Source organism: Robinsoniella sp. RHS, from assembly GCF_001029355.1.
Lineage (GTDB): Bacteria > Bacillota > Clostridia > Lachnospirales > Lachnospiraceae > Robinsoniella > Robinsoniella peoriensis.
Window position 1 is genome coordinate 145,445 of the sequence record NZ_JNGB01000020.1, and the last position, 21,265, is coordinate 166,709.

Annotated in this window: 20 protein-coding genes; 8 read left to right on the forward strand and 12 right to left on the reverse strand. The window is 39.8% G+C overall.

Features of this window, described 5'->3' with window-relative positions:
• Positions 1 to 188: 188 nt before the first annotated feature.
• Entirely contained in the window at positions 189 to 731 is a 543-nt protein-coding gene (locus tag RHS_RS11375; protein ID WP_027292930.1) for a TetR/AcrR family transcriptional regulator, read from the forward strand.
• 44 nt (positions 732 to 775) lie between these two features.
• A complete protein-coding gene (locus RHS_RS11380; RefSeq protein WP_047833239.1) occupies positions 776 to 1,906 on the forward strand; it encodes a C40 family peptidase in 1,131 nt (376 codons plus the stop codon).
• 426 nt (positions 1,907 to 2,332) lie between these two features.
• On the opposite strand, the gene RHS_RS11385 is transcribed toward RHS_RS11380, so the two are convergent.
• The 6 genes from RHS_RS11385 to RHS_RS30850 all read right to left on the reverse strand — a co-directional run bounded on the left by RHS_RS11385 (position 2,333) and on the right by RHS_RS30850 (position 5,507).
• Positions 2,333 to 2,512, reverse strand: coding sequence for a hypothetical protein (locus tag RHS_RS11385; RefSeq protein ID WP_047833240.1), 180 nt, complete (start codon positions 2,510 to 2,512; stop codon positions 2,333 to 2,335).
• Positions 2,513 to 2,761: 249 nt separating this feature from the next.
• Positions 2,762 to 2,896 (reverse strand): hypothetical protein, encoded by a 135-nt coding sequence (locus RHS_RS30845; protein ID WP_395022100.1) that lies wholly within the window; start codon positions 2,894 to 2,896, stop codon positions 2,762 to 2,764.
• Positions 2,897 to 2,901: 5 nt separating this feature from the next.
• Positions 2,902 to 3,288, reverse strand: coding sequence for a hypothetical protein (locus tag RHS_RS11395; RefSeq protein WP_047833242.1), 387 nt, complete (start codon positions 3,286 to 3,288; stop codon positions 2,902 to 2,904).
• A gap of 177 nt (positions 3,289 to 3,465) precedes the next feature.
• Positions 3,466 to 3,705 (reverse strand): hypothetical protein, encoded by a 240-nt coding sequence (locus tag RHS_RS11400; RefSeq protein WP_047833243.1) that lies wholly within the window; start codon positions 3,703 to 3,705, stop codon positions 3,466 to 3,468.
• An 804-nt stretch (positions 3,706 to 4,509) separates the two neighbouring features.
• Positions 4,510 to 5,316: a choloylglycine hydrolase family protein gene (locus RHS_RS11405; RefSeq protein WP_395022104.1), complete on the reverse strand. Its 807-nt coding sequence runs from the start codon at positions 5,314 to 5,316 to the stop codon at positions 4,510 to 4,512.
• A 23-nt stretch (positions 5,317 to 5,339) separates the two neighbouring features.
• Positions 5,340 to 5,507, reverse strand: coding sequence for a linear amide C-N hydrolase (locus RHS_RS30850; RefSeq protein ID WP_395022106.1), 168 nt, complete (start codon positions 5,505 to 5,507; stop codon positions 5,340 to 5,342).
• Positions 5,508 to 5,696: 189 nt separating this feature from the next.
• Here RHS_RS30850 and RHS_RS11410 point away from each other — a divergent pair, with 189 nt between their 5' ends.
• The 5 genes from RHS_RS11410 (at position 5,697) to uvrA (ending at position 12,855) form a co-directional block, all read left to right on the forward strand.
• On the forward strand, positions 5,697 to 6,413 hold the full coding sequence (locus tag RHS_RS11410) for a PadR family transcriptional regulator (RefSeq protein WP_027292933.1): 717 nt from the start codon (positions 5,697 to 5,699) through the stop codon (positions 6,411 to 6,413).
• Positions 6,414 to 6,518: 105 nt separating this feature from the next.
• Positions 6,519 to 7,277, forward strand: a complete 759-nt coding sequence (locus RHS_RS11415) for an ABC transporter ATP-binding protein (protein ID WP_027292934.1) — start codon at positions 6,519 to 6,521, stop codon at positions 7,275 to 7,277.
• A gap of 2 nt (positions 7,278 to 7,279) precedes the next feature.
• The gene (locus RHS_RS11420) at positions 7,280 to 8,020 is read left to right on the forward strand and encodes an ABC transporter permease (protein ID WP_052430928.1); all 741 of its coding nucleotides are present in this window, start codon (positions 7,280 to 7,282) and stop codon (positions 8,018 to 8,020) included.
• Positions 8,020 to 9,036, forward strand: a complete 1,017-nt coding sequence (locus RHS_RS11425) for an ABC transporter permease (RefSeq protein WP_047833244.1) — start codon at positions 8,020 to 8,022, stop codon at positions 9,034 to 9,036. Before RHS_RS11420 ends, RHS_RS11425 begins: the two co-directional genes overlap by 1 nt.
• Before the next feature lie 114 nt (positions 9,037 to 9,150).
• Positions 9,151 to 12,855, forward strand: a complete 3,705-nt coding sequence (uvrA, locus tag RHS_RS11430) for an excinuclease ABC subunit UvrA (protein WP_395022109.1) — start codon at positions 9,151 to 9,153, stop codon at positions 12,853 to 12,855.
• Between the two features lie 121 nt (positions 12,856 to 12,976).
• Here the strand turns inward: uvrA and RHS_RS11435 are convergent, their stop codons facing one another.
• The 3 genes from RHS_RS11435 to RHS_RS11445 all read right to left on the reverse strand — a co-directional run bounded on the left by RHS_RS11435 (position 12,977) and on the right by RHS_RS11445 (position 16,190).
• Positions 12,977 to 13,552 carry a DUF1349 domain-containing protein gene (locus tag RHS_RS11435; RefSeq protein ID WP_047833245.1) on the reverse strand — a complete coding sequence of 192 codons (576 nt, stop codon included), beginning with the start codon at positions 13,550 to 13,552 and terminating at the stop codon, positions 12,977 to 12,979.
• A 315-nt stretch (positions 13,553 to 13,867) separates the two neighbouring features.
• Entirely contained in the window at positions 13,868 to 15,229 is a 1,362-nt protein-coding gene (locus RHS_RS11440; RefSeq protein ID WP_395022111.1) for an MFS transporter, read from the reverse strand.
• Between the two features lies 1 nt (position 15,230).
• Positions 15,231 to 16,190 (reverse strand): nucleoside hydrolase, encoded by a 960-nt coding sequence (locus RHS_RS11445; protein WP_395022113.1) that lies wholly within the window; start codon positions 16,188 to 16,190, stop codon positions 15,231 to 15,233.
• A gap of 182 nt (positions 16,191 to 16,372) precedes the next feature.
• Here RHS_RS11445 and RHS_RS11450 point away from each other — a divergent pair, with 182 nt between their 5' ends.
• Entirely contained in the window at positions 16,373 to 17,053 is a 681-nt protein-coding gene (locus tag RHS_RS11450) for a cyclic nucleotide-binding domain-containing protein (RefSeq protein WP_047833247.1), read from the forward strand.
• A 108-nt stretch (positions 17,054 to 17,161) separates the two neighbouring features.
• On the opposite strand, the gene mmsB is transcribed toward RHS_RS11450, so the two are convergent.
• From mmsB to chvE, 3 genes are all read right to left on the reverse strand, one after another.
• A complete protein-coding gene (gene mmsB / locus RHS_RS11455) occupies positions 17,162 to 18,319 on the reverse strand; it encodes a multiple monosaccharide ABC transporter permease (RefSeq protein WP_047833248.1) in 1,158 nt (385 codons plus the stop codon).
• A 3-nt stretch (positions 18,320 to 18,322) separates the two neighbouring features.
• Positions 18,323 to 19,861, reverse strand: coding sequence for a multiple monosaccharide ABC transporter ATP-binding protein (gene mmsA / locus RHS_RS11460; protein WP_027292942.1), 1,539 nt, complete (start codon positions 19,859 to 19,861; stop codon positions 18,323 to 18,325).
• Between the two features lie 81 nt (positions 19,862 to 19,942).
• The gene (gene chvE, locus RHS_RS11465) at positions 19,943 to 21,139 is read right to left on the reverse strand and encodes a multiple monosaccharide ABC transporter substrate-binding protein (RefSeq protein WP_027292943.1); all 1,197 of its coding nucleotides are present in this window, start codon (positions 21,137 to 21,139) and stop codon (positions 19,943 to 19,945) included.
• Positions 21,140 to 21,265 lie beyond the last annotated feature (126 nt).

Here is a 21,265-nt window from a genome sequence, read left to right on the forward strand (position 1 = left end):
TGAAGTCGAGTATAATCAAATTACACATTTGTGTCAATAGTTTTGCCCCAGGTTACACAATGGCATATGATTTGTGTCATTCTATCCGCTAAACTATGATCATGAAAAATATAGCAAAAAAATATAGGAAAACAGAAGAAAATGCAGAAAGGATTGCAGCTTTAGCTGCAATGTAAACCAGGTATAAGATGGAGAAAAGTAATAACCCGATTTCGATTCGTTCACGTCAAATGATTACAAACGCTTTAATGCAATTATTGAAAGAAAAGCCATATGAAGAGATTACCGTAACAGATATTGCAGAACGTTCGCAGTTGGTTCGCAAAACTTTTTATAGAAATTTCTCTGGAAAGGATGAGATTATCGAATGCTATTTGCATGATATCTGCAAGAAATTTATAGGTGAACTGGAGAAAAAACAGGTCTGTAATTATTATGAATATGCGCTTACTGTATTTCAGTTTTGGAAACCATATGCGAAGATGCTGATTTTTCTAAATAAGAAGAATTTATTTGATTATTTTGAAAAAGCATTTGATAAAATCACGCCGTTGGCAAGTAATTTTTTCCCTTGTGAGGTCATTGAGGAGAAAAGGTTTGAATATTACTGTTATATCTATGTATGCGGCGGATTTCGCCAAATTCTGTGCGAATGGCTTTTACACGGAACAACAGAAACACCGGAGACTATGGCTGAGTATTTTAATCGGTTTCGAAGCGGTATTTTCTGAACAGTTATTAACTGCTTTCAGAATAGGGAGGGAGAGTTGTTGTTATGAAAATACATAGGTCACACCTAATATTTATTTTTCTTTTCGCAATTCTATTCTTATTTTTAACGCAAAGCATACATACAGAAGCAGCCCGTAACAAAATTTCCATGTTTTCACACCGTACTTTCCAGGTAAAGTTTGGAACCAGCAATGAAATTCCTATTTTTTATAGTTCCGCAAATTCCAGGACACTGGGACTTAGTAATGTATCGAAGCGTTATCGTGTCATAGCCTCCAGCTCTAAGAAAAAAGTGGCAAGCGTAAACTATAGAAAAACACGTCTTCCCTACAGACTGCCATATATGAAACTTCAACAGGCTGGAAGAACACTCATTACCGTTAAAGTTTATAATACAAAAAATAAATTTATCGGAAAATACAGTTGCATTTTAACGGTTCAGGCAAATAAAAAAGTTGCGGGGCTATTGAAAAAAGCCAAAAATAATACGATACTTGCAGTTGCCAATGCTGCCAATGTTGTTGTTCATGCAAAACCTGCTGCTTCGGGAACAGTACTCGGGACTTTCGAGCGAAATTCTGCTGTTTTAGTTGCGGCATCCAGGTTAAACAGCAGCAAAACAACACAGTGGATTCCGGTTTATATGCATCACATGGCGGGAACGAACGGACAAAAGAAAGTTGGTTATGTGCTTGCCACCCAGGTTAGTCTGGAAGGTGTGAAAACAAGTCGTTTTTCGGATGACAACCGGCGAAATCAAATATGTAAATTTGCGATGAATTACCTGGGGACCCCCTTTGTCCTGGGCGGAACATCGTTAATCTATGGCACCGATTGTTCGAAATTTGTCAAATATGCTTATGAATTGGGAGGCGGTGTGTATAGTGTATCTGCACCTGGAGGAAGAACCGGCATTTATCCCCATACCGATTCGCTTTTGAATTATGGAGTCCAAATACCCAAAAATCAGCTGCAGCCAGGGGATATCATATTATATAAAGACAATGATCCCTGCTGGGGGCCGGTCGGCCATGTAGGAATCTATATTGGAAGCGGATTTATCATAAATGAATCCGGACATTACGGCGAAATTTATCCCTCAGGCGGAGTCCGTATTTCTCGTATTAACTATGGTAACCGCATCGCTTACATGTTTCGTAATATTTTAGATTAAATGATGCGCTTTAAAATCAAATTCGGTTGATTAGATAGATAGTTACGCGGAAAAATCGGTATTTGTCCGCTTAACTATCCTTACTGTCCGACTGGGGATAACCTGTAATTAAGGATACGTCACACAGCCAGACATTTATTAAATATTTACATTAAGTACCCATGTAGCAAACGCTCCATTTATAGTGGAAACCTCAAAAACGCAATGTTTAAGGAATTCAAATTTTGTTACTAAGATTTAAGCAACGTGTCCTAGAACTTTACACCACTTCACCACAGGCATGTTTCATACTTAATTTAAATATTTTAAAGTTTATGGGCTATGCCCTAACTTTTTACACGAAACGATGAAACAAGATTTTTTGGGATAAAAGAACGTTCCGATTCTGTTTTTTCAGCACCGAGATAATAAAGCCAATAACCATCCTCAAGCAGAAAAAATATAAGTTACACCAAAAGATAATAAAAGTCCTTGTAAAATTTCCAACGCACCGTAAGCCACAACCACAGTCGCATTCACTGTACGCTTATAAACACCAAAAACAGATGCAAAACAAATAATTCCTGTAAGAAACATAACACAAAATTTTATTCCTATTTTTCTCATTGTTCCTCCTTTATAAAAAGAAGAGAGGAACAAGTCCCCTCTTCTCCTAAAAACTATTTCGCAAATCGCTTTACGAACTTGACAATAAAGCCAAGGACAATAATACCGCCAACCACACCTAGAATAAGTGGTGTATTAGTTGTAACAGAACTGGACATACTAGTCGTTAAACCAGAAACCCACGTGTTTACAGATGCAGCAATTGTATCTGTTATATTAGCAGCAGCCAACATATATTCACCTCCTTTATTATGTTTTATGTATTAATTTAATTATTGAAGCAATAACGTAAGAAACAACAGAAAGCCCAAAAGCAATACCAATTCCCGTTATTATTCCAATACTTAACACCTGTAGTAAATCGCTTAAAATATTTGCATTCATCAGCATCACCTCATAAACCTTGTTGCAAAAATGCCAGATAGTAATCCCGCAACAAGACCAACACCAACAAGCAATGCAAGACCAATAAAATACATATTAGAAAGATTTTCATTAAGCTTGTCAACTCCATCAAAAGATTCAGAAAGCTGAATTGTTAATGTTTCTAAATTCTTATTTACATCAGAAAGACCGTTCGCAACATCCTGTCCTAAATCATCGACAGAAATTGCAAATGTTTCCTGAACTTTATCGGTAGTTTCCAATAAAGTTCTTCCTAATTCTAAATTCAACTCTTTAAGCAGGTCATGCATGTCCTCATTTGTCATATTATAAAAATCATATTGATCAAAATTCAAGTCTAAAGCTGGGCTTGAAAAAACGTTATCCTCCAACTGCATCCCTCCTTAAAACATATCACCGAAACACGAATTCCTGCATTGGCAAGCCTGTCTTCACAACCATGAGCAGACTGTTATCTAAATAAGTAAACAAGGTATAGCTTGTTGGTAAACAACCGCATAAAGCGGTTAGCAGGCTCGTACCGTCGCCTACTTTGCTATAATATATTACTACTTTGCAGGAACAGCCGAAACAAGCTGTGCAGTTGCCTTGTTATTGTAATCATAGACATGTAATTCACAGTGAATCACAGAATAACATGGAAGCTTAACAAGTTCATCCTTTAATTTCGCATCCAATTTTGCCATAAGCACGTCCCCATTATCCAGAAGCTGTGCCTTATAATACTGCTTTCCCTCAAATTCACTAACCTTTATACCGCCTAAAACACAATTTCCCTTTACTACCATAAAAATACCTCCTCATTTTCTTTTCTTACTGTCACACTAGACTTTTTTAAATTATTGTATTATAATTAATAAAAATCGATAGTTAAACACTTCGTTCCGGACAAATAACAGTTTTTCCGCTAAACCCTAAACGTGGCGCTCCATTGTGGAGAATGAAAGTCGCACCACAGGATTTACCACTACACTGCTTTCCGTTGCGGAAAAACATATTGCGTATTTGTCCGCGTAACTAATGAGGGCTTACCTACCTCTTGGTTACATATCACTCTGCGGTATGTTCACCATAGATCTTACTTAACCCATAACTTAAATAATTAGTCAAGATTTTAGTACCCTATGACAAAAACTTTTTCATTCTTCTATCTCGTTTAATCTAATGCTCTTACGTTGAATCGTTACACGGCCACTATATATTATTTTCACGCAGCTATAAGTAATTCTAGTTAGTTTAATATTATATAATTGTTATATAATTACGTTTTGATTGTTATATAACTACGTTTTAATTGTTATATAATTACGTTTTATTTCATATTCAGTCTATATCATAGTTTTTTTAAGTTTATATATAAATACTTTGCATTATTTTATAAGCGCGAATCTGTATATTCCTGTCTGTTGTAATGAAAATTCAATTCCATTATGTCATTAATTCTACGTTCTACATATTTATATTTTATTATTCTTTACTAGTATCATTTAAATTATATATCAATTTCACAATATCACACTGTCAGCCTCAAATAGTTTACATAATTATATTATGTAAACTATTTATGAATTTATACCCAATACTCACTCAAATCAGGAAGTACTGTTATAGGAAACCGTTTTCATCAACTTTCCTAAAGATATCGGTTCCTTGCAATTAAATTCATCACGATATAGCCTAGCAGTCATAATCTGACTATTGTAATAGGTTTTATAAAAATATTCTCCTGTATTGACATTCATAAATGCTGTGTACTGAGTAAAGTCATCGGTTCCGCGATGTGTAGCAACTACTCCTTTCGGTATGGAAACCCCCTCCATGATATGAAAAGCCGTAATTACTGCTTCACTTCCACTGGACGGAATAGGTGTGTTGCTCTTTTGGAATGATGTTCGTACAAATCTTGAAGGCGGTGAATAATCTCCAGGTAATCCGATAGCTCCACTGCCCTGCCCAAACGGTGATAATACTACTTCTCCCCACTGTTCTTTTTCTGATTGATGCGGAGATACATTCATATAATTTCGCAAATTAGTCATATGCCATTCAAAATCAGGACTGTTGGATAGCACACCGATTGGATTATCGAATAAATGGATTCCGCTCTTTGTACATTCAATAACCATAGATTTTCCACTTTTATCTGTAATCATCCAGTGTAATGGCGCTATGGAATTCGTTAAGGAATCTTCTACTCCAATTATTCTGATTCTATGCATGATCGATTCCGCCTGTGATACGGATGCACACATTCCCAACAAAAAGTTCACCAGTTCAATAGCTGCAATGGAGATTTTCTTTACCTCCGGCAATACAGCTGTCTCGAAATGGGCATACCCCGGAAAATATAGCGCTGCTGCGGCAAAACCCATCTCATTCACTCCATCTACAAATATCAAATCGGAAATATCCTGACCGATTCCTATAAAACTATATTGATTATATATTTTAGCTCAGATTTTTTAGTGTTGCTCCAAACATAATTTCGGGGCACTAGGAAAAGCTCCGGATCTAATGTAAAAGAAAAATCCATTGTTCTGCCAAAAAAAGTTTCACCTTCAGCAGTTTGCATTGTCATTGCTGTACACATATGGTAACCCTCTTTTCTCAGTTATCTGGCAATATGCCTTCTCAAATAAATATTCTGCAAAGTTCATAGATATACCAGATTTTTTGATATTTCAAATCCAAGGTCAGCCGATGTCTTTAAAGAAATCGGTTGACAATATCCAATGTTGGTGATATGATTTATCCAAGATTGGATAGGAGGTGATCAAATATGATACGTTCACTGATTTTATACTATTTAAATGTGAAACCAACCCATGGATACGAAATCCAGAAATTTTTACAGGTCGCCGGGATTGATAACTGGGCTAAGATACAATCCGGTTCCATCTACTATGCTCTTACGAAACTGGAGAAAGACGGTTCTGTAGAGGTTTTGCGCGAAGAAAAGACGGGTGCCCGAATCCGTAAAATCTATGTTATTACCGAAAAGGGAAAGCAGGAACTGAGGGAAAATTTACAGATGGAATTGCTGACCCCCATCACCCCCATTGGTTCTGATAAATTTTTTATTAATAATATTCTTGACGAGTTACCGAAAGATGCAATCATTGCTGCCTTGAAGAAGCATCTTTCTGACCTCACCAGCCAAAAAGAATACTGGGAAAAATGGCGGCAGACAAAAGTCGTAAAGGACAAAACTCCCGGAGCGGAAAGAATCGCATTTGATATGACAATTGACAGTCTGAAATATCAAATTCTCTGGCATGAAGAAATTTTGTACAATATAGACCAGTATATATCTCTGGGCAAAGAAACCCGACGTATTATACAGTCAATTGACTTCTCTGCCGTTGACAATGAAGATACGGTTACGGCATCAGCCAAACTCGTAGATATCCAAAAACTGCGTGACGAAATTGTAAACAACCCGTCTAAGGCGATTGAAAATGTTGATAAGCTGATTGAGCAGTTAAAGCGAAAGTAATATGTTATAAAGCACGTTATGCCAGCGTGCTTTATAACAAAATCATATATCCAATATTGGATAATAAAGTTTGAATAAATCACAATGACTATAGGAGGATATCAAATGAAACAGACCGTATTAGAGGTTAACAATCTCTGCAAAAGTTATGGAGAAAAGAAAGTGGTAAACAATGAAAATTTTATCGTGCATACTGGTGATATTCTGGGCTTCATTGGTCCCAACGGAGCTGGTAAAAGCACCTCTGTCAATATGATTACAACACTGGTGTCACCTGATAGTGGCTCTATCCTTTTTCATGGCAAAGACATCGCCAGAGAAAGTAACCGTTTCAAAAGATCTCTGGGGGTAGTACCTCAGGATCTGGCAATCTATGAAGATTTATCTGCATATGAAAATGTCCGGCTCTTCTGCTCTCTCTATGGTTTCAAAGGCTCCGAATTGAAAGACCGGGTAAAATATTCGCTGGAATTTGTGGGATTATGGGATCGGCGTAAAGATATTCCGGCAAAATTTTCCGGCGGTATGAAGCGCCGGTTAAATATTGCCTGTGCTATCGCCCATACCCCGGAACTCCTGATCATGGATGAACCTACTGTCGGCATTGACCCACAATCCCGCAATAACATTCTGGAAGCTGTTAAAACACTTCATGCCAGAGGGACAACTGTAATCTATACTTCCCACTACATGGAGGAAATTGAAGCTCTTTGTAATCGAATTGTGTTAATTGATAATGGTGTTGTGCTAGAAGATATGGAAAAACAGACATACAAAAATAAATATGCCAATCTGGGACTTTCAACTCTGGAAGATATTTTTCTGCATCTGACCGGTACGGATTTAAGAGATATGGAGGGGTAAAAATGAGACAATTTAACATACTATTCTACTTCGGCTTAAAACGCCGGACGAAAGATTTTTTCATTCTTTTTTATAACATTGTTTTCCCAACGGTCATTATTATGTTGCTGGGATACCTGACTTCAACATCGTATGGCGATGGATTTACGTCTTACAATTACTACACCGTTACGGTCATACCATTTTGTGCTTTAATGGGAATAAGTACGGTTTCCTATGCTTCTCAGGATGAAAAACTGCTTCATACTTCTTATCGGTATATTGCCGCACCAATCACTCCAAAACAGATTGTTCTGTCAAAATTCTGTTCCTGTGCAGCGGTACTGTCAATCTGCAATATTATTGCCTTACTTATTGGAAAACTTTTATTCCGGCTTGATTTTTATGGCAATATTTTCACAGTTATTATTCTTCTGATTTGCGAAACTGTTGCCGTTACAGGAGTTGGTTTATTTTTAGGGCTGGCATGTAAGAATTTGGATACTCTGCGTAATTTTTTAAATATCCCCATTGTTATATCCGGATTCCTTGGCGGCGTATTTTTCCCGGTCAGTTCATTCCATCCTGTGCTCTCAGCGCTTATAAATCTCTCGCCTCTGACATGGATTAATCGTGGCATCATCTCCTGCCTGTATGATAACAGAACACTAATAATATACGTAATTTCAGCTGTACTGTCAGCAGTTGGCATCGCTATGATGCTGTTGACAATCCGTTTTTTCAAAAAGGAGGCCTTTATCTGATGACTATACTTAATATCTTACAAAGCAATTTCAAACGCAAACTTGCAAACAAAACACATTTTACCATCATGCTGGTGCTTCCAATACTAGTGGTCGTTCTTGGTATCGCAGCCAATATAGCAAGCAGGCCTTCTTTTACAATTGGCGTATTAAACCCGGTTCCAACTGTAAAATCAGAACAGATCATTGATACATTAAAGTTAACATCCGGAATAGAAGTAGAAAATGCTTCTCCCCTTACCATGAAAACAGATATCATAACCGGACGCTATTCAGCGATCATTGAATTTTCCAATGAAACCTTTCATATCAGTTCCATAAAAGACCAGCAAACCACAGATATACTTTCTGTTATTGTTGAAAAATATTTTGAAAGTCCCACACCGATAGATATCAAACCGCTATTTGGATCTTCCCTGGGCATGGCGCAGCGTATCAGTGCATTTGTTGTCCTTTTTCTGATGATATCAGCAGCAATTAACGCTTCTTTTATCACAAAAGATAAAAGAAGCGGAACTCTGCGCCGTATCCAACTTTCACCATGCACCGCCACTTCCTATGTAGCCGGCAATGTACTTTTTAACTCTGTGATTACTTATTTTCAGTATTTTATCGCCGTGTCAGTGATTGAACTGTTCCGTCTGAATACAGGGATCAGCTATGGAAATTTCCTGTTTATGGGTATCTGGGTGACTCTTTTTGCTGCTGCTTTTAGCACATGTATGGCCTCTTTATTTCATGAGGAAATGCAGGTTAATCTGTTCTCCGCCTGCATTGCTATCATGCTCTCTCTGATCGGCGGAACATTTACTGCATTAGAAAGAATGCCCCCGATGCTGCAGAGAATCAGTATGATCAGCCCAATTCGTTGGTTTATCGACAATGTGAATGCTATGGTGCAGGGGGAGTCGTGGTTTCAGGGGATAAGATCAATTATCATACTGTCTCTGTTTATAGCAGGTTTATTTATAATAGCAGCAATTGGAAACCGGAATTACGCTGGGCAAAATCACTGAAATGGCTCACGCAGCATGGTGTTTTTCAATTGCTATTGACTCTCACATAATGTCAGGGTATAAAGTAGAAACGTTCCATACGATGACATTGAAAAACCGGAGGAGAGAGACGAAATGATTAAAAATCACAAAGATTATGTTATAACCCCAATCGGAACTATTTATAAAGAAAATGGAAATCAGCTGATTTCCTTAGAAAGCGAATATCGCAAGGGGCTGAAATTCATTTCCCTGTTCAGCCACGCAATTATCATTTATAAATCCATTCATTCCCCAGCCAATATTATACCTACCTGCCTCTCTCAAAAAACAGTGCAGATTTATGAAGCAGATGAAGATTCAGGCTTACTTACTATTAATGAACTCCAGTTAGAGGAGGATATTCTGACTCTATATGATATCAAGGCTTATTTTCCTAACGAGGATTGTGTCAAAAATGTTTCCATACCACAGTTCCCCGTAAACCTGGACACTCTTGCCCCTGTATCCTGCAATGATTTATTGCAGATAGGAACCATTCATAAGGAAAAAGGCGAATATTTCCTGGAAATACCCGTAGATTTTCAATACTATTCCAAGCTTTTAAAGGGCTATTCCCATATAAAAATCTGCTGGTGGTTCCACAAATTCGATAAACCGGTCTTCCGCAGAACCCTGGAAGGCCAGCCGCCTTATGAAAATGCGCCCAGAACCGGGGTATTCGCATCCCGCTCTCCGGTTCGTCCCAATCCCATTGCCTTAACAACTGCACGGATCTTATCCATTGATGAAGCCCATGGAAGGATTCACGTATCTCAGCTAGACTGCTTTGACAAAACCCCTTTTCTGGGCTTTAGCCTGTATCATCCGCAAACCGATCAAGTAAAGGACTGCCGTCTGCCTGACTGGCTGGCACATTGGCCGAAATGGCTGGATGACAGAGGTTTTGAAAAGACCGGTGATGTGCGTATCCTTCCTTCTTCTATTGAAGTCCTGAAAAAATACACGATGAAACAGGAGGCAGAATCCCATCCTTCTGCCCATAATTCAATTTTTTCTACCGACGATGAGGATTTTGCCGGACATACCGATGGTATTGTCATAAAAGGTGCAAGACAAAATAATCTGAAAAATATTAACGTAACGATTCCCTATGGCAAAATAACAGTCATGACCGGTGTAAGCGGAAGCGGTAAATCAAGCCTTGCATTCGATACGATATTTGCAGAAAGCCAGCAGCGCTTTTTTGAAAGCATGTCACTGTCTGAGCGTTCTCAGTTTAAGTTGATGAGCAAGCCTCAGTTTGACCAGATTACCGGTCTGCCACCTGCCATCGCAATATCCCAGCGCAATGCGAATAGAAATCCCAGGTCAACCGTAGGTACCATGACCGATATATATGATCTCCTGAGGTCATTGTTTGCAAATATCGGTGTCCGTCACTGTCCGGAATGCGGAAATTCTATTGAGCCCCTTACCGCATCTGAAATTATTCACCTGCTGCTTAACTGCATGCCGGGAACCGTTCAGGAAATACGGCCATTTCATTCTGATTCTGCACTGGCTACATTAATTGTACCTGAATTTCTGACAGAAAAAGAATGGAAAAATACAGATCATTATTACCGCAGATTAAAAGATTCTATAGAAAAAGCATTGAAACTGGGCAGTGGAGCCATAACCGTCAAACTAACTTATCCAGGAATGCCGGAAGATAAAATTCATTTTCAGACAACGCAAATGTGCTATCACTGTGACCACGTTCTGTTTGAGCTGACACCATCCAGCTTCAGTTTTAATAATCCCGAAAGTATGTGTCCCGTGTGTAAAGGTCTTGGCCGTATCATGGAAGCAGATATTCATAAAATCATCACGAACCCGGAATTATCCTTATTGGACGGTGCTTCCCCATTTTGGGGGAATCTGCGGAAATTCCTGAAATCCCCCAATGCCAACTGGATGAAAGGAGAAGTACTCGCTCTTGCTATGGACGAAAATATTGATCTGGAACTGCCCTGGAGCCAACTGCCTGAGGATTTTAGAGAAAAAGCATTGTTTGGCGCAGGTGAGAAAGAGGTTTCATTTATGTATGAAAACCGTAATGGGCGAAATGGCACCATTACGCGAAAAGTGGAAGGTGCATACCATATCATTCACAGACTTTTTAAATCCAGTTCCGGAGATACGGCAAAACAGATTGAAGAAACATACATGACAGCAAGAACCTGTGATTCCTGCAATGGGGAACGCCTGGCTGCGGAAAGCCGAATGGTGACCATAGCAGATACCAGATTTCCGGATGTGGTACAAATGTCTATGGAACAGCTGCAAAACTGGATCACTTCACTGCCTGCCAGTCTGGAACCCACAAAGATCAATTTAGCACTTCCCATCCTAAAATCGATGTTCAAGCGTTTAAGCAATTACATGGATGCAGGACTCTCCTACCTGACTTTGGACCGCTCTGCCCCAACTCTATCCGGGGGAGAATTGCAGCGTCTGCTATTAGTAACACAGCTAAGCAGCGGAATATCTAATATACTATATATTTTAGATGAGCCCACAACAGGTCTTCATTCAAAAGATACCCATAAACTTTTGGATCTGATAAAGAAACTGCGGGATATGGGAAATACCATGATTGTAGTCGAACATGGTGTTCAGGTAATGCTTGCCGCAGATAAAATTATTGATATTGGTCCTTATGCAGGGGAAGCCGGAGGTTATATAACTGCACAGGGCACCCCCGGGGAACTGATGCAAAATAGCGCGTCCCAAACAGGCGCTTACCTTTCCGGCAGGCAACGGGTAAGCATTCCCGGTAGAACTCTTTTACATGATAAAGATTCCTGGGTTCAACTGACAGGTGTTAAAGGCAATAACCTGAAAAATATCAGCATTTCATTTCCGGTACAGGCCATTACCTGTATTACGGGAGTTAGTGGCTCCGGTAAGAGTACTTTAGTGGATCAGGGTATTTTCCCGGGTATTCAGAACTATCTGGACGGTAAAAATGTATCTTGCTGCGGTTATGATTCCGTCATGGGCGCCGATCATTTTACAAAAATTATTCATATCACACAAAAACCAATCGGACGGTCCAGCCGCTCCACGCCGGCTACTTATACTGGCATTATGGATGAAATCAGGCTTCTATTTGCCCAGACTGATACAGCCAGAGAAAAAAGTTTTAAGCAGAGCCATTTCAGTTTTAATAGTAAAGATGGTCAATGCCCGGTCTGCCATGGATATGGCTTTCAATCCCTGGATACACAATTTATGCCTTCCGCTGCAGTTGAATGCCCTATGTGCAAAGGCAGGAAGTTTAATGACGGGGCACTGACCGTATCTTATAACGGGAAAAATATAGCCGAAGTAATGAATATGAGTATCAAAGAGGCTCTTCAATTTTTTTCCGAAAATCAGAAACTTCATACGATGCTGAATACCTTAACGGAGATCGGACTGGGATATTTAAAATTAGGACAGAGTTCACAGACATTATCCGGCGGTGAAGCCCAGAGAATTAAACTAGCCACAGAACTATCTGTAAACTCTTCCGGCAGAACACTCTACCTGCTGGATGAACCGACTACCGGACTCCATTTCAGTGATATTCAGAACTTACTTATTATGCTGGATAAAATCGTACAGAATAAAAATACAGTTATTTTAATTGAACACAACCTGCAGGTAATCAAAAATGCAGACTGGATTATTGACCTTGGCCCGGAAGGGGGAACGAATGGCGGAAATGTTGTCTGCCAGGGAACACCTGCAAATTTCTCCAGATGTAAAGAAAGTTATACCGGGGCAATGTTGAAGGAAGTTATAGAATAAAAACACTTTAACCGCAGAGTCAGTTACGACATAAAAACCACAGATACACATCATCGCATGTACTTGTGGTTTTTTATTATATCAGGATTTCTAAGTTATCTTACAGTCTTGTTTTCTGCCTCTATTTCCCACCCCGGATATCATTCAAAGTACGAAGTTCTAAAGAAACATCCGCAAAATGACGCATGCCTCCTTTTCCGGCCGGCGATTGCGCAACCAAGCCTACCTGAATCTTTTTCTGCATGGGCAGGGAACAGATTCTTGCCATCATATAATTCTCACCATCCAATGAATAATGAACTGCAAAGACATTGTCTTTACGCGCCAGCTGCAGCCATACCTGAGTTCCCTCTATATTCACACCATTTGCATCATCAGAAGTCTGATTTGTCATAACAGTTACAACGGAATGGGTACCAATGTCTGTATACTCAAAGCATGCTTTTGCCCATAAACGCTCATTTTCTAATGCAAGAAGAATACAGGCATCATAGACATCGGTAAAATCATGGCTCACTTTTGAGCGCAGTACAAAGTCTCCTTCTACTTCCTGATAGAAAAACGGGGCATGTGTTTCAACGCTGCCATTGATTGGGTTAACAAAGTAATTTGTTTTTTCCGGTGCGAAAATATGTATTCCATTTTCATCTACTGTACTTTCAGTATCCATATTCCATTTAAATTTAGAGCAATCCATTATTCTTCCTCCTGCAGTTCCCTTATTTAACTTTTAAAGTCATTGTATGTATCCAATATGCTGCTTATCTGCTTATGCTGCCATTCACAAGACCTCAGATTTACACTACGTTATCCGCTGGATACCGTTTTTGGGATTTTAGCGTGAAGTCTTTCTGGTAGAATCTATGGAAGTCATGCATTGCCTTGTTATTTTCAGATTCATGCAGCGTTATGCTTTAATAATACCGCGTATACTCCTGGAATGCAATAACAAAAAAAGTTTGCTCTTTTTACAGCAGGAATATGGGAGTATCTGATCAGTCCGGCAAAATGCTTATTGATAAAATGCCTTCATCGATTTACGGAAACTTAGCAAACTGATGATAGCCGCCACTGACAAAATAATTAAAATATTACTGTAAACATACACGCCTTCTGATACAGGAGCAATCGCATGTATTTTTAAATAATCAACGATCATAAAACGGCTGCATACTGCAACACCAATGGAGGAACTGATATTGATCGTCAGATCATTGATGCCGATACCTCTGCCTACTTCAGCCGGTGGCAGGGAACTGGTTACGGTATCCAGCATTGGAGAATAAATCGTATTATACCCTGCAAAAAATAGTATACCCGCCACACTTAGAACTATTTTTCCTTTATTCATGAAGAAAGCAGCGCACAGAAGACCCAGGAAAATCATGAATGCCCCCAGGCTGATTGTCTGATATCTGCCAAGCCGTGCCGTGATTTTATCCCCATTCATGCCCACAACTGCAGCCGCAATATATCCGGGCAGCAGGATATAAGAAATAAGATCCAGAGACCGGGGATACAAGGTACTTACTATAAAGGTACAGATAAAAGCAAATACAAATTGTGCCAGGTACAGTGCAAATACCATTATTACTGCCTTTGTATATTTTTTGTTTTCTCTGAAAAATCCCGGTGTGACAAATGCATCTTCTTTCTTGCTGATATAAATTAAAAATACAATCAGCACAAGGATTTCAATCCCCGCATAGATTGGCCTGAAATCACTCAACATCAGCATAATCACTACAATGCATATGCTGAACAATCCAATACCGAATACATCTACATGTTTTATTTTCCCTTCATTCTCTACCGGAGCATACTTCCATATAATTGGGATAAATACAGCTGCCATCAGAGAAATTAAAAACAGTGCTTTCCAATTAACATAGGTTGCAAAAACACCTCCCGCCAGTACACCGCATGCCTGGGCTATCTGAAAACAGGCTGTGAACCAGGCAAAGTATTTTAGTTTTTCTTTCCCTTTTGTATATCGTGATGTGATGACCAGATATAAGGAACTGATTGCCGCCTGTCCTACGGTCTGCAGCACCCTTGCAGCTACTACCATATAAAAATAATTTTGAAACAGCAATCCGAATGCAGAACCTGCCACAAATACCGTAGTCCCAAGAAGCAGCAGTTTTTTCACCGGTATATAATCGGAAAGTGTTCCATAAACCACACTGCATACACCCAGGGCTACGGTACTGAGTGTTACAATCATACTTACTTTACTGGCTGAAACATGAAATTCTTTCGCTAACACCGGAGAAACCGTTACGAATGCCTGAACCATTAAATTGGAAAGAACGAACAGACTTAACAGACAGGGCAATAGTTTTCTTGTATTCTTTTCATTATCAACGTCCATTTTATTCCTCCCGGGCTTTGCTGCAGCGTGTAAAAAGGTTCTGCATGGTATCATCCAGATCTTTTACCAATGCTTTATCATTCACTCCTATGCATACCTTTACATTGGGGTTCACATCCCTCAGCTTCTCCTGACTCCCTATGGTTCTTCCTGCTGCCGCACCTTCTGTGACCACGGTCATATGCATTGGAAGCATCTGAAACCAATGGGGATTTTTTGCTGCGGCAACCGCTGAAGGATCATGGAGATAACATCCCCCAATAGATATGTCATGTTCTCCTATATAGTAATCTGTCATGTCTGCAAATACGCTGCCTGCAGTGCTGCCTGTTTCTCTCCATTTCCTGGTAGACTCTTTTGTTAAGACTGACCGTTGTGTCACATCCAGCCCCACCATTGTAACATCTACTCCGCTTTCAAATAAATACTTTGCCGCATATGGGTCCTGTGAGATATTTGCTTCCGCATATGGGGTAACATTCCCCGGTATTGTCAAGGCTCCTCCCATGATCACCACCGGTCCCATAAACTCCGCGATTTCCGGAGCTTTTATAAGGGCTGATGCCAGATTTGTCATGGGTCCCGTTGCAACAATCACAAGATCTTTTTTATATTTTTTTACAGAAGATATCAAAAAGTCAACACCCGGCATATCTTCTTTGTTTCTCTGGGCTTTTATCATTGAGACCTGACCAACACCATTTTCTCCATGAATTCTTGCACTTACTTCCAATCTTAAAAATCCAGGTTTCTTTAATGCATGTTTTTCACCTTCATAGACCGGAATGGATGCCTCATTACACATTTCCAGAATATTCAATACATTTTGTACTCCCATATCCGTATAGACATTTCCATAAGTTCCTACAACCCCCAGTAAATCAATTTCCTCACTTCCCAGTACATAAGCCAGAGCCATTCCATCATCAATCCCCGTATCCAGATCTAAAATCATCTTCATCTTTTCTTCTCCTTTCATCCACCCTGGAGCCTGTTTGAAAATAATAAAAGCAATTTTCAAATCCCTCTGGTGAATTCTGCATATTATTTGTTTTTCTGCGCTTTTATATTGTGCATATTTGTAATATAATATTTTTATGATATTTTTTCACTGACAGTTGTCACTAACGAGGAGGTTTATTTTTGAAATTTATTGAAGATGCAAAACAAAAAAACTGGTATATTGAAAAATACCAGATTCACACTATGTTTCACTCTAATATCAGAGAGCATATGCAGTTAGCCGTTTATCAGGAAAAAGAATATGTTTATCTTCAGGGGGATTTGCTGCAGGGATTGTTTGTTTTTCTCACTGGTGAGTGGAAAGTATATTATTCTCTCGAAAATGGCAAGGATGCTGTTTTCCGCCTGCTAAAACGCCCCCGCATCGTAGGTGAAATAGAATTTATACTGAACTCGCCAGCTACAACAACCATCCAGTCCACAAAGCTATCCTATGCTGTTTATCTTCCCTTTCAGCAGTGCCGCAGCCTGTTAAAAGCAGATGCCGTTTTTCTTGGAAATATTAGTTATAATATGGCTGAGGCTCTTTATATAACTAATAATAATGCATCTATTAACCAATATTATTCCCCAAAAAGCCGCATTGCATCTTTTATTTTATCCATAGAAAAGGATGGTCATTTTACATTTAACTATAAACTCCTTCCGGGGCTTACCGGTATGAGCGACCGCCATATGTTCCGTATCTTAAATGATTTTATTCAGGATGGATACATTAAAAAATCGGGGGATTATTATACTATTTTAGAATATGGGGCATTAGAAGAGATTTCATGCGAAGCATATATTTATGAGATCTAATTCTTTCATAAATAGTGCATTAAGTGAATACTACAAAAAAATGGACGGCAACCTGCCGTATTAAAACGTAATACGGCAGGTTGATAACTAAATGTCCAGAGAGTTTTATTATTTAGAACGATTTTTACTTACTACATCAAAGATAACTGCTGCCAGCAGTACCAGCCCTTTTACCACTTTCTGGTAGTTGGCATCCACACCCATGATATTCATTCCCAGATTGATTACCCCCATCAGAGTTGCACCGATAATAACGCCGGGTACCGTACCGGTTCCGCCATACGCAGAAGCTCCGCCGATAAAACAGGAGCCGATGGCATCCATTTCATAGTTGTTTCCTGCTGTAGGATTAGCTGAATTTAATCTTGCAATGGTAACCATTGCCGCAACTGCCGCCAGTAATCCCATATTCAAATAAGCAATAAAATACACTTTATTCGTGTTGATTCCAGATAACTGGGTTGCCTTTTCATTTCCGCCTACGGCATAAAAATAACGTCCGATTGTTGTTTTCGATGTGATATAAGAGTAAATGAGTATCACCACTAAAACCCAGATTAAAACGTTGGGAATTCCTTTATATTGTGCAAGCCGGAACATAAAAGCCAGGATCACGATGCAGATAATAGCTGTTTTTATTACAACGCCTGCTAAATTCTCTGTCTCGTAGCCTTTTTTTATTCTGCCTGCACGACCTTTAAATACTACGAAAATGTAGATCAAAGAAGCCAGGATTCCTGCCAGAACACATATAATGTTAATGCTGCCGCCAAATGGGTCCGGTATGTAATTGTTGAACAGCGCAAGGTAATGCTCCGGCATTGGCGCTACCGTGCGGCCATTCAGAATTACGTTAGACAGTCCGCGAAAAACCAGCATACCGGCAAGTGTTACGATAAACGGAGGGATACGGACGAATGCAATCCAGAAACCCTGCCATGCTCCAATTAAGATACCAACTAAAACCATAATCAGGATGACCAGTGCCATATTCATATTTTTATTGACCATTAAGGTTCCGCCTACAGCACCTACAAAACACACAACTGAACCTACGGACAAATCGATATTTCCTCCCGTAAGGATACAAAGCAGCATACCGGCTGCCAATATGAATACATAGGCATTCTGGGCAATCAGATTTGTCACATTCTGAGGCAGAAGCATCTTACCTCCTGTCTGCCAGGTAAAGAATAAGGTTACCAGAACCAGAACGATTACCATGGTATATTTTTTTATAATTCCTGAGACTTTTGCTTTATCCATTGTCTACTCTCCTTTACTCGATTTTAAAATACATGCCATAATCCGCTCCTGGGTTGCTTCTTGCCTGGTAAGTTCCCCGGCAATCTTTCCTTCATTCATAACATAGATACGGTCAGACATTCCAAGTACCTCCGGCAGTTCCGATGAAATCATAATCACCGACTTTCCTTCTGATACCAGATCGTTGATAATACAGTAAATTTCATATTTTGCTCCTACATCAATACCTCTTGTAGGCTCATCCAGGATCAAAATATCCGGTTCTGCAAACATCCATTTTGCCAGCAGGACCTTCTGTTGGTTTCCTCCGCTTAAATTCCCCACATTTTGTTCTACGGAAGGACATTTTGTCTTCAGCCGTTCCTTATACTCCACAGCAACCTGATATTCCTTATCCTGATCTATCACCGTCCTTTTGCTGATGGCTGAAAGATTGGCAAGGGTCGTATTTATTTTAATGGGATTGGAAAGGATCAGCCCGTTTCCCTTTCGGTCTTCTGTTACATATGCCAGCTTTTTCCGGATTGCATCTCTTACGCTTCTCAGATGCACTTCTTCCCCATTCAGGAAAAGTTTCCCGGAAATATTAGTACCATAGCTTTTTCCGAAAATGCTCATGGCTAGTTCTGTTCTTCCGGCACCCATAAGCCCGGATATTCCAACAACCTCACCTTTGTGGACTTTAATGGAGACATTGTCGCAGACCTTGCGTTCTGTATACAACGGATGGTGTACCGTCCAGTCTTTTACCTCCAGAAGGACCTCTTTTTTTACAAATTCCGGACGCTTAGGAAAACGGTCGGTTAGGTCTCTGCCTACCATTCCTTTTATGATACGGTCTTCTGATATATCATCTGTCTTTTTATCCAGTGTCTCTATGGTTGAGCCATCCCGGATGACTGTAATTTTATCTGCTACATAGGCAATCTCATTTAATTTATGAGAAATAATAATCGACGTCATTCCCTGGCTTTTGAACTTTAAGAGCAACTCCAGCAATGCCTGTGAATCTGCTTCATTTAAAGATGCTGTCGGCTCATCCAGAATCAAAAGTTGCGCTTTCTTAGCCAGAGCTTTTGCAATTTCTACTAACTGCTGCTTTCCTACCCCGATATCTTTAATCAATGTTCTTGAGGATTCCTGCAGCCCTACGGTTCTTAAATATTTATCAGATTCTCCGTATGTTTCATTCCAGTCAATCGATAAACGGTTTCCTTTTTCATTTCCCAGATACATATTTTCCCCAATGGTCATATAGGGAATCAGCGCCAGTTCCTGATGTATAATTACAATTCCTTTACCCTCGCTGTCCTTTATGTTTGAAAAATTACAAACTTCACCCCGGTAAGTTATATCTCCTTCATAAGTTCCGTGGGGATAGATGCCGCTAAGTACATTCATCAAAGTAGATTTCCCTGCCCCGTTTTCTCCTACCAGCGCATGGATCTCACCTTCTTCTACCTTAAGATTTACATTATCAAGAGCCTTAACACCGGGGAAGGTCTTGGTAATATTTTTCATTTCCAATAGTATACCTGCCAATTGAATCCCTCCTGTTCTTTTAAAAAGGACATTGCTTTCAAAGCGTGATACGCCTTTTGCAACGTCCTTTTGCATGGCATTTTATTTCAGGTCATCCTCCGAATAGTATCCGGAATCTATTAATAACTCTTTATAGTTATCCATAGTTGTAACAATTGGGTCACAGAGGAAAGTCGGAATAACACCGGTACCGTTATCATAGGATTTAGTGTCGTTAACTTCAGCTTCTTTTCCCTGCATGATGGCATCTACCATTTTAACCGCCTGGTTTGCCAGTTCTCTGGTATCTTTAAATACTGACATGGATTGTTTACCTGCAATTAAATTCTTCACATTGGCAATATCGCAATCCTGCCCTGTAATAATTGGCCATTCTGCCATACCTGCAGCTTCCAGAGCATTTTCAACCCCAAGAGCCGTTGAGTCATTAGAACAAAGTACTGCATCCAGCTTATTGGCACCGTCTGCATAATTACCGGAAATAATCGTATCCATTCTGTTCTGGGCTGTCTCTGTGGACCAGTTTGCTGTTGCAACTGTTGCAAAATCGATCTGACCTGAAGGAACTACCAGTTTACCGGAATCAATGTATGGTTTTAATACGTCCATTGCTCCATTGTAGAAGAAGTTGGCATTGTTATCACCGGGATCCCCAGTGAAGATTTCCAGGTTAAACGGCCCGTCAGCATTTTTCAGATCCAGTTTTTCTTCAATGTATTCCCCTTGTTTGGTTCCTACTTTATAATTGTCAAATGTAGCATAGTAGCTAACTGCGTCGGAATTCATGAGCAGACGGTCATAAGAAATAACAGGAATTCCTGCTTCTTTTGCCTGCCCGAGTGGGGTTCCAAGTGATTCGCCGTCAATAGAGGCAATTACCAGAACTTCACATCCGTTGGAAATCATATTTTCCACCTGGGAAACCTGTGTAGCCACATCGTTGTTGGCATATTGTATGTCAACTTCGTAGCCTGCCTTTTTAAGCTGTGCTTCCATATTGGTACCATCCTGATTCCATCTCTGGAGATCCTTTGTGGGCATTGCTACGCCAACAAGCTTTCCGCCTCCAGTGCTGCCGGCTTCATCTGCCTGCGAATCAGCCTGACTGTTTTCCTGGCTTTCCGCCGCACTGGTATCTGCCGCCGCTGTTGCCTCCGTGGCCGCTGTTGATGTACTTTCCTTTGATGTTGCCGCCGTATTACTTGCAGATCCACATCCAGCCAGCATACCTGCTGCTACTACACCTGCTGCTAAAATACTCACAACTTTTCTTTTCATTCTAATACCTCCCTGGTTATCGTCTCGTTTTTCTTTACACCCATAATATACCACTTTAGAAACAGGACTTGTTTGCGACATCCTGCAGATTTTTATGATCATAAAAAAATGCCCTGAAAATACAGG

Excerpts from the sequence above, each read along its gene's own strand:
- RHS_RS11375 (WP_027292930.1), top strand. The coding sequence starts at position 189 with ATGGAGAAAAGTAATAACCCGATTTCGATTCGTTCACGTCAAATGATT.
- RHS_RS11380 (WP_047833239.1), top strand. The coding sequence starts at position 776 with ATGAAAATACATAGGTCACACCTAATATTTATTTTTCTTTTCGCAATT.
- RHS_RS11385 (WP_047833240.1), bottom strand. The coding sequence starts at position 2,512 with ATGAGAAAAATAGGAATAAAATTTTGTGTTATGTTTCTTACAGGAATT.
- RHS_RS30845 (WP_395022100.1), bottom strand. The coding sequence starts at position 2,896 with ATGAATGCAAATATTTTAAGCGATTTACTACAGGTGTTAAGTATTGGA.
- RHS_RS11400 (WP_047833243.1), bottom strand. The coding sequence starts at position 3,705 with ATGGTAGTAAAGGGAAATTGTGTTTTAGGCGGTATAAAGGTTAGTGAA.
- RHS_RS30850 (WP_395022106.1), bottom strand. The coding sequence starts at position 5,507 with ATGTGTACAGCAATGACAATGCAAACTGCTGAAGGTGAAACTTTTTTT.
- RHS_RS11410 (WP_027292933.1), top strand. The coding sequence starts at position 5,697 with ATGATACGTTCACTGATTTTATACTATTTAAATGTGAAACCAACCCAT.
- RHS_RS11415 (WP_027292934.1), top strand. The coding sequence starts at position 6,519 with ATGAAACAGACCGTATTAGAGGTTAACAATCTCTGCAAAAGTTATGGA.
- RHS_RS11420 (WP_052430928.1), top strand. The coding sequence starts at position 7,280 with ATGAGACAATTTAACATACTATTCTACTTCGGCTTAAAACGCCGGACG.
- RHS_RS11425 (WP_047833244.1), top strand. The coding sequence starts at position 8,020 with ATGACTATACTTAATATCTTACAAAGCAATTTCAAACGCAAACTTGCA.
- uvrA (WP_395022109.1), top strand. The coding sequence starts at position 9,151 with ATGATTAAAAATCACAAAGATTATGTTATAACCCCAATCGGAACTATT.
- RHS_RS11435 (WP_047833245.1), bottom strand. The coding sequence starts at position 13,552 with ATGGATTGCTCTAAATTTAAATGGAATATGGATACTGAAAGTACAGTA.
- RHS_RS11440 (WP_395022111.1), bottom strand. The coding sequence starts at position 15,229 with ATGGACGTTGATAATGAAAAGAATACAAGAAAACTATTGCCCTGTCTG.
- RHS_RS11445 (WP_395022113.1), bottom strand. The coding sequence starts at position 16,190 with ATGAAGATGATTTTAGATCTGGATACGGGGATTGATGATGGAATGGCT.
- mmsB (WP_047833248.1), bottom strand. The coding sequence starts at position 18,319 with ATGGATAAAGCAAAAGTCTCAGGAATTATAAAAAAATATACCATGGTA.
- chvE (WP_027292943.1), bottom strand. The coding sequence starts at position 21,139 with ATGAAAAGAAAAGTTGTGAGTATTTTAGCAGCAGGTGTAGTAGCAGCA.